Annotated in this window: 12 protein-coding genes and 1 pseudogene; 10 read left to right on the top strand and 3 right to left on the bottom strand. The window is 67.6% G+C overall.

Annotation, left to right across the window (positions count from 1 at the left end):
* Positions 1 to 42: 42 nt before the first annotated feature.
* Positions 43 to 828: an SDR family NAD(P)-dependent oxidoreductase gene (locus tag KI794_RS07260; RefSeq protein WP_255809633.1), complete on the top strand. Its 786-nt coding sequence runs from the start codon at positions 43 to 45 to the stop codon at positions 826 to 828.
* A 56-nt stretch (positions 829 to 884) separates the two neighbouring features.
* Here KI794_RS07260 and KI794_RS07265 read toward each other — a convergent pair whose 3' ends face one another.
* Positions 885 to 2,633, bottom strand: a complete 1,749-nt coding sequence (locus KI794_RS07265) for an FAD-binding protein (protein ID WP_119279469.1) — start codon at positions 2,631 to 2,633, stop codon at positions 885 to 887.
* 77 nt (positions 2,634 to 2,710) lie between these two features.
* Between KI794_RS07265 and KI794_RS07270 the strand changes: the two genes are divergently transcribed.
* From KI794_RS07270 to erm, 3 genes are all read left to right on the top strand, one after another.
* Complete coding sequence (locus KI794_RS07270) at positions 2,711 to 3,667, top strand: LysR family transcriptional regulator (RefSeq protein WP_255809634.1); 957 nt, start codon at positions 2,711 to 2,713, stop codon at positions 3,665 to 3,667.
* Between the two features lie 9 nt (positions 3,668 to 3,676).
* A complete protein-coding gene (locus KI794_RS07275; protein ID WP_255809635.1) occupies positions 3,677 to 4,357 on the top strand; it encodes an SOS response-associated peptidase family protein in 681 nt (226 codons plus the stop codon).
* A gap of 224 nt (positions 4,358 to 4,581) precedes the next feature.
* A complete protein-coding gene (gene erm / locus KI794_RS07280) occupies positions 4,582 to 5,358 on the top strand; it encodes a 23S ribosomal RNA methyltransferase Erm (RefSeq protein WP_119279473.1) in 777 nt (258 codons plus the stop codon).
* Here the strand turns inward: erm and KI794_RS07285 are convergent.
* Positions 5,333 to 6,568 (bottom strand): aminotransferase class I/II-fold pyridoxal phosphate-dependent enzyme, encoded by a 1,236-nt coding sequence (locus KI794_RS07285; RefSeq protein WP_255809637.1) that lies wholly within the window; start codon positions 6,566 to 6,568, stop codon positions 5,333 to 5,335. The two genes, erm and KI794_RS07285, sit on opposite strands and share 26 nt — an antisense overlap.
* Before the next feature lie 64 nt (positions 6,569 to 6,632).
* On the opposite strand from KI794_RS07285, the gene KI794_RS07290 reads away from it, so the two are divergent.
* From KI794_RS07290 to KI794_RS07300, 3 genes are read left to right on the top strand one after another with little or no spacing between them, the layout of a single operon-like run.
* On the top strand, positions 6,633 to 7,478 hold the full coding sequence (locus KI794_RS07290; protein WP_255809639.1) for a GNAT family N-acetyltransferase: 846 nt from the start codon (positions 6,633 to 6,635) through the stop codon (positions 7,476 to 7,478).
* Positions 7,475 to 7,864 (top strand): fluoride efflux transporter FluC, encoded by a 390-nt coding sequence (locus KI794_RS07295; RefSeq protein ID WP_119279477.1) that lies wholly within the window; start codon positions 7,475 to 7,477, stop codon positions 7,862 to 7,864. The genes KI794_RS07290 and KI794_RS07295 overlap by 4 nt, the downstream gene beginning before the upstream one ends.
* On the top strand, positions 7,864 to 8,301 hold the full coding sequence (locus KI794_RS07300) for a fluoride efflux transporter FluC (protein WP_119279479.1): 438 nt from the start codon (positions 7,864 to 7,866) through the stop codon (positions 8,299 to 8,301). The genes KI794_RS07295 and KI794_RS07300 overlap by 1 nt, the downstream gene beginning before the upstream one ends.
* Here the strand turns inward: KI794_RS07300 and KI794_RS07305 are convergent.
* Positions 8,294 to 9,157, bottom strand: coding sequence for an SDR family oxidoreductase (locus tag KI794_RS07305; protein WP_255809642.1), 864 nt, complete (start codon positions 9,155 to 9,157; stop codon positions 8,294 to 8,296). The two genes, KI794_RS07300 and KI794_RS07305, sit on opposite strands and share 8 nt — an antisense overlap.
* A 64-nt stretch (positions 9,158 to 9,221) precedes the next feature.
* Here KI794_RS07305 and KI794_RS07310 point away from each other — a divergent pair, with 64 nt between their 5' ends.
* The 3 genes and pseudogenes from KI794_RS07310 (at position 9,222) to KI794_RS07320 (ending at position 12,214) form a co-directional block, all read left to right on the top strand.
* Positions 9,222 to 9,548, top strand: coding sequence for a winged helix-turn-helix transcriptional regulator (locus KI794_RS07310; RefSeq protein ID WP_119279482.1), 327 nt, complete (start codon positions 9,222 to 9,224; stop codon positions 9,546 to 9,548).
* A 32-nt stretch (positions 9,549 to 9,580) separates the two neighbouring features.
* Positions 9,581 to 11,409 (top strand): annotated as a pseudogene (locus KI794_RS07315) (gamma-glutamyltransferase family protein).
* Positions 11,410 to 11,809: 400 nt separating this feature from the next.
* The gene (locus KI794_RS07320) at positions 11,810 to 12,214 is read left to right on the top strand and encodes a hypothetical protein (RefSeq protein ID WP_119279486.1); all 405 of its coding nucleotides are present in this window, start codon (positions 11,810 to 11,812) and stop codon (positions 12,212 to 12,214) included.
* The last annotated feature ends 80 nt before the right edge of the window (positions 12,215 to 12,294 follow it).

Genomic DNA, 12,294 nt, shown 5'->3' on the forward strand with positions numbered 1-12,294 from the left:
ATGCGTCGGTCGACGGTGGCTGACCGAATGAGAGGAACCCCCATGAATCGCTACGAGAATCGCCGCGCGCTCGTGACCGGCGGCGGATCAGGCATCGGCCAAGCGACCGTGCTGCGCATGCTCGCGGAGGGCGGCCGGGTCGTCGCCGCAGATATGAGTGAGGCGGGTCTCGCTGACACGGCCCAGAAGGCAGGTGCCAGCGCGGACAGGCTCTCGACGGTGGTGCTGAACGTCGCCGAGGAGGAGTCGGTGCGGGCCGGCGTTGCGGCCGCCATCGAGTGGCTGGGTGGACTCGACGTGCTTGTGAACGCCGCCGGCATCCTCCGGTCCTCTCATACGCACGAGACGAGCGTCGCGGAGTTCGAACAGGTGCTTGGCGTGAACCTCGTCGGCGCGTTCACGGTGATACGCGAGGCAATCCCGGCCCTCACGCAGGGCACTGACGCCGCGGTCGTGAACTTTAGCTCAACCTCGGCGGACTTCGCCCACCCGTACATGGCGGCGTACGCGGCGTCGAAGGGTGGCGTGCAGTCGATGACCCACGCGCTCGCGTCGGAATACGCGAAAGACGGCATTCGGTTCACCTCGGTGCAGCCCGGCTCGATCTCGTCCGGCATGACCGACGGTTCCGGTGCGAGCGGTCAGAACCGCGGGCCGGGACTGCCCGAGGACGCGGACATGTCGCTGTTCATGAAGCTGAGCCCGGTCCTCGGAACTGGATACGCGGGCCCCGAATCGGTCGCGAGTGTTGTTGCAATGCTCGCGAGCTCGGACGGCAAGTTCATCACGGGGACGGAAGTGCGGATCGACGGCGGCACCCACTTCTAGGAGTACCGGCGTGCCGGAGTCGCTCGGGTCGCCCCGAGCGGCTCCGACAGGCCCGGCTACTCGGCGAGCTTGCCCGCTGGCGAGTCGTCGATGCCCTGCTCCGCGAGCGCGCGGAACGAGTCCGGGGCCTCGGCGGCTGGCTCGAACGTGACGCCAGCATCGGGGGTCCACACCATGTTGCCACGCAGAGCCGCGTTCTGCTCGGGGAAGTCGGAGCGGTTGTGGGCGCCGCGCGTCTCACGGCGCTCACGCGCGCTCTCGAGTGTCGCGCGGGCGGCGAGCATGGAGCCGTACATGTCGAACGCGTGAGCGAGATCGTCGAAGCCCGCGATGTCGGGGTGCGCCGTAAGGTTCGCGACTCGCTCCCCGAGTTCGTCGAGCTTCTCGAGGCCGGCGGTGAGGCCCTCCTCGCTGCGCACAACGCCAGCGTGCTCGGTCATGAGGTTGCGCAATTGGCGCTGGAGCAAACGAGGGCTTTCCTCGCCGGCGCCAGTGAGGAGCTGCTGCATCTCCTGGCGGGCCTCGGCGACCGCGGCGGGGTCGCGGGTGATGCTCGTGAGCCCGGAAATGTAGCTCGCCGCGTCACCGCCTGTGAGCCGGCCGTAGACGAGCAGTTCAATGAGCGAGTTGCCGCCGAGGCGGTTGGCCCCGTGTAGCCCGCTCGCGGCCTCGCCAATCGCGTACAGTCCGTCAACGCCCGTCGCGTGCTCCTCGGCGCTCACCCACACTCCGCCCATCGAGTAGTGCGCTGTCGGCGCGATCTCGATGGGGCGCTGCGTGATGTCGAGCATCTGCAGGTCGATGAGGTTGCGGTACACGCGGGGGAGCTTCTCGAGGATCAGCTCGCGCGGCAGATGCGAGACGTCGAGGAAGACGCCGCCGTTCGTGGTGCCGCGCCCCTCGATGATCTCGGTGTAGCTTGCGAGTGCGACCCTGTCGCGGGTCGAGAGCTCCATCCGCTCCGGGTCGTACTTCTCCATGAAACGCTCCCCGAGTGCGTTGCGCAGGATCCCGCCCTCCCCGCGGGCGGCCTCTGAGACGAGCAGGCCTGCTGCGTCGGCTGGCTCGAGGATGCCTGACGGGTGGAACTGGACGAGCTCGGCGTCGCGGATCTTCGCGCCGGCGAGGGCGGCGAGCCTGAACGAGTCGCCCGTGTTCTCGTCGCGCCGCGAGGATGTGTTGCGCCAGATGCGCGTGTGGCCGCCGGCCGCGAGAATGACGGCGTCGGCGTGGATCACGACGGGGGTTCCATCGACGATGTCGAAGCCATACGCGCCGAAGACGCGACCGTCGCCGACGAGCAGCCGGGTGATGTAGATCGAGTCGATGATCGGTACCTGGAGTTCCTGGGCGCGGCGGAGCAAGGTGCGCTGGATCTCGAGGCCGGTGTAGTCGCCCGCGTAGCAGGTGCGCCGGTAGAGGTGCGCTCCGAAGAAGCGCTGGCTGATCCGCCCGTCGGCCTCGCGCGCGAACGGCATGCCCCAGCGCTCAAGATCCTCGATGCCCTGCGCGGCGTTCTTCGCGACAATCTCGACAATGTGCGGATCGGCAAGGAAGTACGATTCCCGCAGTGTGTCTGCGGCGTGCTGCTCCCAGCTGTCTTCGGGGTCCATTGTGCCGAGCGCGGCGTTAATGCCGCCCGCGGCGAGGGTGGTGTGGGCGTCGTGCTTGCGGCGCTTGCCGACCGCGAGCACCTGCACTCCTCGCTCGCCGAGTTCGATTGAGGCGCGGAGGCCCGCACCGCCCGTACCGATGACGAGAGCGGAGGTTGAGATGAGTCGTTCGTGTGTGCCTGGTGCAGTCATGAGAGCAACGCTAGATACTGACGCTCGATACATCCAATGAATAGTTATCATCGTGACGATGCGCGTAGGCTATGCTCATGAATCTTGAGCAACTGCGTGGCTTTGCCGAGGTCGCGCGCACGAGCCACTTCACCCGAGCCGCAGAGGGGCTCCACGTGACTCAGCCGTCGCTGTCCCGTCAGATCGCCACGCTCGAGGCCGAGCTCGGCGTCGAACTGTTCCACCGTGCGCGTGGCAACGTCTCGCTCACCGCCGCGGGCGAGCGGCTGCTTCCGATCGCGAAGCGCATGCTCGCCGACGCGGAGACCGCTGCCGCGGCGATGGCCGAACTCGCGGGACTCCAGGGCGGCAGGATCAGGCTGGGCGCCACCCCGACGCTCTGCACGAGCCTCGTCGTCGAGGTTGTGGCGCAGTACAGCGCTCGGTACCCAGGGATCGACATCGAGATCCTCGAGCGCGGCTCTCGCAGCCTCATTTCGGCCCTCGTTGAGGGGCAGCTCGACTTGGCGCTCATCGTGACGAGCGTGTCGTCCGAGTCGGGGAGGGCAGTGCTTGAGCGGGAGCCGCTCCTCTCTGAGCAGCTCGTCGTCGCGGCGAGCGCTGACGCCCCCTGGCCTGCCGCCCTCGCGGCGCCAGTAGACCTCGCGGCCCTCGCCGCTGTACCGCAAATCATGTTCCCCAAGAATTATGATCTGCGCGCCGCACTCGACGCAGAGTTTCGCGCCCAGGGCCTCACTCCGACAGTCGCGGTCGAAGGCGTTGAGATGGACGCGGCATTGCGCTTCGCCGAGCGCGGCCTCGGCGTCGTTGTTGTGCCAGCGATGGTTGCGGTAGAGCGGCCGACGCTGCGGGTCGCCCCGCTCGCAGGGCCAGGCATCTCCCGCACCGTCAGCATCGCCCGCAGGTACGACATGACGCCGACCCACGCCGGGGCGGCGATGCACGCGCTCATCCGTGAGACCGCCGACCGCTTCGCAAGTGACGACGCGAGGCTGACGACGCTTGTTCGGCGGGTTGGCCCCGCCCAGGGGTAGCATTGCCGCATGTGCGCCGGATACGGACTTGAGCTGCGCGGACCGACCTCGACCACGGGGGAGCGAGTCGGCGTGCTCGCGTTCGTGCCGGGCCGCGACGACGATCAGCTCGAGCTCGTGCGCCGATGGCTCGACGAGCAGCATGGCGAGGCGAAGATCACCGGCCGGAACGCGCGGAATCTCAACCCGATCATTCGGCACGGGGAGACAGGCCCCGTGGCCGAGCTCGCGTGGTGGTGGCTTCACGTGGGCGGCCAGCCCGCGAAGTTCAACGCGTTCAACTCGCGCTCGGACCGGCTGCTTGCGAGCTGGCGTGAACCGTTCCAACACCGGGCGCTCGCGCCCGCGAGCTGGTACGTCGAGAAGGGCGTGCGGTTCGAGCTGCCCGGGGGCGAGCCGTTTGGGATCGCCGCGATCACCGCACCCACTGCGGAGGAGGCGCTCACGAGCTACTCGATCGTGACGCGCGAGGCAGTCGCCGATGCCGCTCGAGTGCACAACCGGATGCCCCTCGTGCTTCCCGCATCGCTGCACGACGAGTGGCTCGACCCGGCCAGGCAGGGCGATGCGTCGCTCGTGGACCGGGCGGTCCGCGCGTCGGAAGAACTCTCCGCGGCGCTCGTCGCGGCCGGGCCGGTGGCGGGTGCGCCGAAGGCGGCCGCGCCAGACCCGCAGCCGACGCTGTTCTAGCCAGCTCCGCTCTGGCCGCGGTAGGGTAGCCCACATGGGTACATTGATTCGTGCGTGCGCAGTGGCGTACGCACGTAGCACGCGGCGGCGCCGCGCCTAACGGCGCGCCGCACCTTCGCTCCGCGCGTCGTCCTCCGAGAGCCCTCAGCGCCTCGGGGGTGAAGTGGTGTACATGGTGCACCTGCCCCTGTGGCGCTCCACAACGTTTCTTCTGGAGTGCACCCATGCCTCGTTCACATCACGGCGGCCGACACGAGCTCGGCCAAAACTTTCTCATCCACCGACCGACAATCGACCGCATTGCCGGGCTTACTGCCTCCACGCGAGGGCCGATACTCGAGCTCGGCGCGGGCGACGGCGCCCTCACGTTGCCGCTTGCGCGGCTCCGCCGGCCGTTCACCGCGGTAGACATCGATGAACATCGCGTCGCGCGGCTTGCGCGGGCCGTGCCGGGGGTGCGGGTGAGTGTCGGCGACGCACTCACCGTACCGATCGCAGCGCCCGTCATCGTCGGGAATCTGCCGTTTCACCTCACGACGCCGATCCTTCGCCGCCTGCTCGCGGAGCCCGGGTGGCTTGATGCGATCCTCCTCGTGCAGTGGGAGGTCGCGCGCAAACGCGCGGGCGTCGGTGGCGGCACGATGATGACCGCTCAGGCCGCACCCTGGTTCGGCTTCGAGCTGCACGGTCGCGTGCCAGCACGCGCATTCTCGCCGATGCCGAGCATCGACGGCGGGATACTCGCCATCCGGCGGCGCCCCAGACCGCGGGTGCGCGAGTCCGAGCGCCGTGCATACGACGCGTTCGTGCGCTTCGCCTTCACCACACGGGGCGGCTCAATCGGTGCCGCCGTGCGCGCAGCATGCGGAGGAGACCATGGCGCGGCCACGCGGGCACTGCAGGAGGCCGGAGTCGCGTCACGCGCGTTGCCGCGCAGCGTTGGCGCTGAGCAGTGGCCGATCCTTTGGCGCGGCGTCAGGAGCGGTCGACTGCGTGCGTAAGTTGGAGCGCCGCGAGGCGTTCGATCGCGGTCGCGAGCGTTGCGTCGTCCTTCACGAAGGTGAAGCGCACCCAGTTGCGAAGCCGGTTGGCCGTTGCCGACCCCGCGCGGCAGAACGCCGCGAGCGGCACGCACGCGACCCCGATCTCAGCGGGGAGCCATCGGGCGAACGCTGCGCCGTCGGGCACATCACGGGTGAGGAACGGGGTCGCGTCGGCGCAGACAAAATACGTGCCCTGGGGGCGGACAGTGCCGAACCCGACCTCGGTGAGGCTGTCGAGCAGCACCTGCCTGCGGTGGTCGAGCGTCTCCCGGAGCGCAGCGATGTCGCCGTCGCCCTCGACCAGCGCCCGGGCGATCGCCGACTGGAATGGGGCGCCGCCCGAGTAAGTGAGGAACTGTTTGATCGCGGTGACCGCTTCGATGAGCTGCGCAGGTCCAGTGGCCCAGCCGATCTTCCAGCCCGTGAGTGAGAAGGTCTTGCCAGATGAGGAAACAGTGATCGTGCGCTCGCGCATGCCTGGCAGCGTGGCGAACGGAACGTGCTCGGCCCCGTCGAACGTCAGGTGCTCGTACACCTCATCGGTAACAACAACCGCGTCTGCCCGCGCCGCCGCCTCAGCGATTGCCGCGAGCTCCGCGCGGGTAAGCACCGCGCCGGTGGGGTTGTGCGGGGTGTTCACAAGGATCAGCCTGGTCGCCGGGCCCACCGCCTCATCGAGCGCCGCGCGGTCGAGCGCGAACCCGCCCTCGGTTGGCGCGAGCGGAACGGTGACGTGCGTCGCGCCGGCCATCGCGATCGCCGCGGCGTGCGAGTCGTAGAACGGTTCGAGCGTGACCACCTCGTCGCCGGGGCCAGCGAGCGCAAGGATCGCTGCGGTGAGCGCCTCGGTCGCGCCGACGGTCACGAGCACTTCGGACTCGGGATCGAGCGCGATACCGTAGTGGCGGAGTTGGTGGGCGGCGATCGACTCACGCAGGGCCAGCGATCCGCGTCCCGGCGGGTATTGGTTTTCGCCAGAGCGCATCGCCGCGACAGCGACCTCCCGGACCCACTCGGGCCCGTCTTCGTCGGGGAATCCTTGCCCGAGGTTCGCGGCACCGGTCGCGGCGGCGAGGGCGCTCATCTCAGCGAAGATTGTCGGCTTCGTCGTCCCGTCTTCAGCTGTGAGTCCTGCTGCGGCCGCTACTTCTCTCCACCGTGAGTCCATACCCACCAGAATAGGAGGTGAGGCACGAAGCGGAGACGAATGTGACACGAGACGGGGTAACTGCATGATTGAGATCCAGCGACTGAATCCGATCGACGAGCTGCGTGCGGACCCGAGCCCCCTTGCTGAGTTGTGGCTCGCCCTGTTCGATCACCACGTATCGACAGGCGCAGCCGGGATGCCGACGCGGCCCCGGACGGGAAGCTGGCCTCAGCGCCGCGATCACTATCTCGACACTGTGGCTGGCTCACCGCACGCCTCGCTCTGGGTTGCACTGGAAACCGACAGGCCAGTGGGCTACGCGTTAAGTTTCGAGGACACACTTGACGGGGAGCCGGTCGAGGTATTGGAAACGCTTTCCTTACTTCCCGGGACGCGCGGGAAGGGGCTCGGGACCGAACTCGTTCGGGGTGTCGAGGATGACGCACGCGCCCGCGGGATCAGGCGTGTCGCGATCGATGTGATGGGCGGCAACGACGGCGCACTGCGGTTCTACGAGCGGTCGATGTATCGGCCGTATTCGGTCACATGGATGAGGTCACTTCCGCCCGCCACGGACGCTGTCGAGGCCTTGGATCTCGCATCCCCGAAGGCTGGGGATGCCCGCGCCGCTTTTGCGGAGCTCGGTCTCGCGCTGACAGCGACCGGTCAGAGCGACGATACCTGGGCCACCGCCGGGAGCGTCGCGACAGTCGCCATACCCACGATCGACGCTGCAGGCGAGTCTTCTCCGGTGGCGTGGGTGAATGAGCTTGAGCGTGGGGCAGACCTGCTCGGCGCGGCAGGCTTCTGGACTGTCTGGTTTGAGATGCCTGCCTCTGCACTCACAGCGCCCGAAGGGCCGATCGGCGGCGCCCTGGCTCACCGCGGGTTTCACCACGGCATGTCGCGCGTGGTGAAGGCGATATGAGCGCTGTGCCCGGGCCTCGCGACGTTGCGCTTGTGGGCATCGGAGGCGCACTTGGTTCTGTGACTCGCTACCTCACAGGGTACGCGCTGCCCTGGGACGCGAATGTCTCGACCTTTGCGATCAACGTCGTGGGATCTCTGCTGCTTGGGCTGATGGTTGCAGGCTTTGCTGGCCGTCGGCCGCGGCTCCAGCTCACCCTCGGCACAGGCTTCTGCGGCGGTTTCACCACGTACAGCGCCCTCGCCGTCGGGATCGCCGAGCTCACGAGGTCTGGCGAGGTCTTTTCGGCGATGCTCCTTGCGCTCGGCACCGTGGCGTGCACTGGCGTTGCTTCACTTGTGGGGGTATTAATCGGGCGCCGGTTATCGGCTGCGAGCGCCGCGTGATGGCTGCACTTGTCGTGGCCGTCGGCGGCGGGCTCGGCGCGGTACTGCGCTTCCTGCTTGATTCCTGGGTGACGCGGTCACTGTCGCGCTCGCAGAGGGGAGACTCGCACGTGCGCGGGGGCCAGCGTTTCCCGTGGGGGATCACCGTGGTCAACCTCACCGGTTCTCTCACGCTTGGCGTGCTCGTCGGGTGGCTCGGACGTGACCTAGCGGACTCGGCCGCGGCGCACTCCGCGGGTCCGGCTGCGCTGCTGTGGCTGACCCTCGGAGTCGGGCTCCTCGGCGGGTTCACGACGATGAGCACAGCGAGTCTCGACACGGTGCGCCTCGCGCAATCCGGGCGGATCGCAGCGGCCGCGGGCAACGCGCTCGGCACGCTCGGTGCCGGTGCGCTGCTCGCGGCCGCAGGGATCCTGATTGGGCAGGCGATCAGCTAGCGGTCACGGCCTGTGCCCACGTGGCAAGCGGCATCGGCGCGACACCGATTCGCGCCTCGGCGCTCGTCGCCGGATCAAAGGTGAAGTCGGCCTCGGCCCCGAGCGCAGTGTAGAGCCCGGCGACGCCCGCCGCGGCTCCCTCTCCGAGAAGCGGAGCAATGCTCGCGCCGAACGCTGCTGGCGTGACCGGCTCGAATCGCACCTCGCTGCCGAGCGCCGCCCCGAACGCGGCGGCGAGTTCTGGCCCGGTCACCGCTGGGACGTGGCCGACACGTACGACCCCGGTCACCGATGGGTCGCGAAGCAGCGCGGCAACGGCGGCTGCGACGTCCATGTGCGACGCCCACGACACCGCGAAGTCTGGGCGAACCGGGTAACGGAGCACGCCCTCCTCGCGCACGCCTGCCTGCACGTGGGGGAGCAGCAGGTTCTCGAGGAACAGCCGGGGCTCGACGACTGCCGTCGGGATCCCGGTCGCCGTCGCGCCAGCGATGAGCACTGCCAGCGACGAGTCGCTGGGGGCCTGCAGCGGGGTGCCCGGCGCGCTCACGATGCTGCCGCTCGTCGAGATGACGACCCGGCCGGGGCGCGCCGATTCGAGCGCAGCGATCGTGGCGTGAGCGATCCTGAGCCGCTCGTCCTCCGGCGCCATGGGCAGATGCACGAACACTGCTTCCGCGTCCGCGTAGACCGCGGCGAGATCTGTCGCCGATGTGGCGTCGACCGCGAGCGCGCGTGCGCCGTCGACCTGCTTGCCGCCGCGGCTGAGAGCGATGGGCTGCTCGCCGAGAGCGGCGAGGGCAGCGACGACGGGGGAGCCTTGGGCGCCTGTTGCGCCGTGAATAACTGTTGTCATGTTCCAATAGTGCAGTCAATGCATCAGTTACATCAACTGCACTAATGGGAGTAGGGTGAAACTCATGGAAACTGAACTTCCGGAGTGCGGCGTCGCCAGATTTCTCGTGCTGCTCGAGGGGCCGTGGGCGACACTCATTGTTCGCGAGCTGCTGCGCGGGCCGCTCCGATTTGGCGAGCTGCGCGAGTCGCTGCCCGGCATTAGCCCACACACGCTCACGAGTCGGCTGCGGCAGTTCGAGACGCACGGGCTCGTCACCCGCACCGTGTACGCCGAGGTTCCGCCGCGCGTCGAGTACGAGCTGACGCCGTTGGGTCAACAGCTGCGCACCGTGCTCGACGCGATGGCGGAGTGGGCGCTGAGCGTGCCTGCGGCGGGACAGACCCGATGACACCGCCCGTTGCGGTTGAGAAAGTGAGCCCTATGCCATTCACCCCGCCACCCGCATTCACAACACGGCCGACGCTTCAAGGCACCTTCGGCATGAGCGCGTCCACGCACTGGCTCGCGACCGCGAGCGCCCAGGCGGTGCTCGAGCGTGGTGGAAATGCGTTCGATGCGGCCGTCGCCGGAGCCTTTGTGCTGCACGTTGTCGAGCCGCATCTCAATGGTCCTGGTGGCGATATGACCGGTATCATTCATGCCGCAGGTTCGAGCGGTCCGAGAGTGGTCATGGGGCAGGGGAGCGCCCCTGCTGGGGCCACTGTCAAGCACTTCCTCGAAGCTGGCCTAGAGCTCGTTCCAGGATCCGGCGCGCTAGCCACCGCGGTGCCGGCCGCGGTCGACGCCTGGCTGCTGCTGCTCGCGGAGTACGGCACGTGGGAGCTGGCGGACGTCCTCGAGTTCGCGATTGGATATGCCAGGGAGGGGCACCAAGCCCTACCACGTATGAGCACGACGATTGAGAGCGTGAGGGAACTGTTCGTCGAGCACTGGCCGACCTCCGCGGAGCTCTGGCTCGTTGACGGGAAGGCACCTGCGCCCGGCACGATCCTCACGAACGATGCCTACGCACGGACGCTCGACAGGCTCGTTGCTGCTGGAGCTGAGTTGCCGGGCGGCGGCGACAGGGTTGCTCGGATTGAAGCAGCTCGCCACGCGTGGTCCGACGGCTTCGTCGCCGAAGCCGCTGCCGAGTTTGTTCGCGGTCCGCATCGCCACGCTTCGGGCACCGACCACGCCGGCGTGATCGCTCGCGAGGACTTCGCGGGCTTCCGGGCGAGCACCGAGGAAGCCGTCACGCTCGAGTTTCGCGGCGCCACGATCGCGAAGACCGGGGCATGGGGATAGGGGCCTGGGGACAGGGGCCTGCGTTGCTCCAGACGCTTCAGATACTGTCAGGCTTTGCCGATCATGAGATCGACCCCTCGACGGCCGACGGAGCACACCGCATCATCGAAGCCCAGAAGCTCGCCTATGCCGACCGCGAGGCGTACTATGGCGACCACGAGGTCCCCCTTGACGTGCTGCTGTCGGAGGAATACGCCGCAGAGCGCCGCTCCTTGATTGGCGAACGCGCGTCAACCGAGTTTCGGCCGGGCACGATACCGGGTCACACGCCATTCCTGCCGCCCCTCCGCACGAAGTACCGGCCTCCGGCGCTCGCTGCTGGCGATGCCGCTGTTGGCGTAGGCGAGCCCACCGTCACGAACGTGGGAGTGACCAGAGGCGACACGTGCCACATCGACGTCGTCGATCGTTGGGGAAACATGGTGGCTGCGACGCCCTCTGGCGGATGGCTGCAGTCGTCGCCCGCGATCCCGGAGCTTGGCTTCTGCCTCGGGTCCCGCCTGCAAATGACGTGGCTTGAGCCAGGCGGGCCGTCGACGCTGACGCCGGGCAAACGCCCCCGGACAACGCTCACTCCGACGCTCGTGTTGCGCGACGGCGAGCCCGTCCTTGCTCTCGGTTCGCCCGGCGGAGACCAGCAGGATCAGTGGCAGCTGCTGTTCCTGCTGCGCGTGCTCGTCGGTGGCTACACCGAGCAAGAGGCGATCGACGCTCCGGCGCTGCACACGACCGCAGTACCCGAATCGTTCTGGCCGCGCACCTGGACCCCGGCCGGCGTAGTCGTTGAAGATCGACTTGGCGACGACGTTATCGAAGCACTCGAGGCCCGGGGTCACCGAATTACGCGGGCGGGGGACTGGTCACTCGGTCGCCTCTCGTGCGTCGGCCGGGACCCGCAGACGGGTACGCTCTCCGCCGCAGCGAACGCTCGTGGAGCGCAAGGGTACGCGGCTGGTCGATAGCTCGGAGTGAGTCGCCAGAAGCGGCTGATGGAGTCCAACGCGTTGAGATACGCCCCGAACGCGATTCGGTGTGGCTCACTCAACAACAGATTCCCGAACTGCTCGGAACGACTCGAAAAGACATCACGATTCACCTGCGCAAGGTGTGACTGGAGGAGGCGCGCGACAAAGCGTCAAGCTGCAAGGAGTCCTTACCGGTCCGAAGTGAAGACTGTCGGACGGCGAACTCGTCGCAGTCTCACATGTGGGCCTCAGGTTGCCCCTGAAGCTCGGTGACAAACACTAGCGCGGGCGAGCAAACAGCAGCCAGAATGATAAAAGGTCAGAGTCGTTCCAATTGTCACCGCTTGGTCTTGGCTGTGGAAGACTACCTCTCAGGAAATGGTGCCTCTGCTGTGGAATGGGGAACATGGTGTGTGAATGCAAGAGCGAGACTCCCGTCAACGTGCGATCCGTCAACGCCTTCATGTTTCAGGCCTTGAGCAACGCAGCCGGAGTGTTTATTGCCGGTACTCCAGTCTTCATCTATGCAGTCGCGAGCGGGGCAAAGGATGACGAGATGTACGCCCAAGTGGCAATAGGTGCGCTCATTGTGGTTGCCGCTCTGCTGGCGTTGTGGGGCGCACGGGCGATTGCGGGCCGACTTCCCGCAAGTTCGTCGGCCAACACGGCTGATTCCGGCGACGCGAGCTTGGCGCATCACGATGACGAGGGTTCGGTGACTTTCGAGGTGGCACTGACCGCGATTCCCGTGGTGGGGATCTTGTTTGGCGTTGCGTGGATGGTTGCCCAAATCTGGAGATGACTCGAATAAGCGCCGGAGGCCTCCTATTCCTGCTGTCGATCATGCACCAGGCCTGTGTCGGCTCGATTGCGCGGTGGCGA

Origin of the sequence: Leucobacter aridicollis (genome assembly GCF_024399335.1) — a bacterium.
Classification (GTDB): Bacteria; Actinomycetota; Actinomycetes; order Actinomycetales; family Microbacteriaceae; genus Leucobacter; species Leucobacter aridicollis_A.

Coding starts and splice junctions, on each gene's coding strand:
- KI794_RS07260 (WP_255809633.1), top strand. CDS start 43: ATGAATCGCTACGAGAATCGCCGCGCGCTCGTGACCGGCGGCGGATCA.
- KI794_RS07265 (WP_119279469.1), bottom strand. CDS start 2,633: ATGACTGCACCAGGCACACACGAACGACTCATCTCAACCTCCGCTCTC.
- KI794_RS07270 (WP_255809634.1), top strand. CDS start 2,711: ATGAATCTTGAGCAACTGCGTGGCTTTGCCGAGGTCGCGCGCACGAGC.
- KI794_RS07275 (WP_255809635.1), top strand. CDS start 3,677: ATGTGCGCCGGATACGGACTTGAGCTGCGCGGACCGACCTCGACCACG.
- erm (WP_119279473.1), top strand. CDS start 4,582: ATGCCTCGTTCACATCACGGCGGCCGACACGAGCTCGGCCAAAACTTT.
- KI794_RS07285 (WP_255809637.1), bottom strand. CDS start 6,568: ATGGACTCACGGTGGAGAGAAGTAGCGGCCGCAGCAGGACTCACAGCT.
- KI794_RS07290 (WP_255809639.1), top strand. CDS start 6,633: ATGATTGAGATCCAGCGACTGAATCCGATCGACGAGCTGCGTGCGGAC.
- KI794_RS07295 (WP_119279477.1), top strand. CDS start 7,475: ATGAGCGCTGTGCCCGGGCCTCGCGACGTTGCGCTTGTGGGCATCGGA.
- KI794_RS07300 (WP_119279479.1), top strand. CDS start 7,864: ATGGCTGCACTTGTCGTGGCCGTCGGCGGCGGGCTCGGCGCGGTACTG.
- KI794_RS07305 (WP_255809642.1), bottom strand. CDS start 9,157: ATGACAACAGTTATTCACGGCGCAACAGGCGCCCAAGGCTCCCCCGTC.
- KI794_RS07310 (WP_119279482.1), top strand. CDS start 9,222: ATGGAAACTGAACTTCCGGAGTGCGGCGTCGCCAGATTTCTCGTGCTG.
- KI794_RS07320 (WP_119279486.1), top strand. CDS start 11,810: ATGGGGAACATGGTGTGTGAATGCAAGAGCGAGACTCCCGTCAACGTG.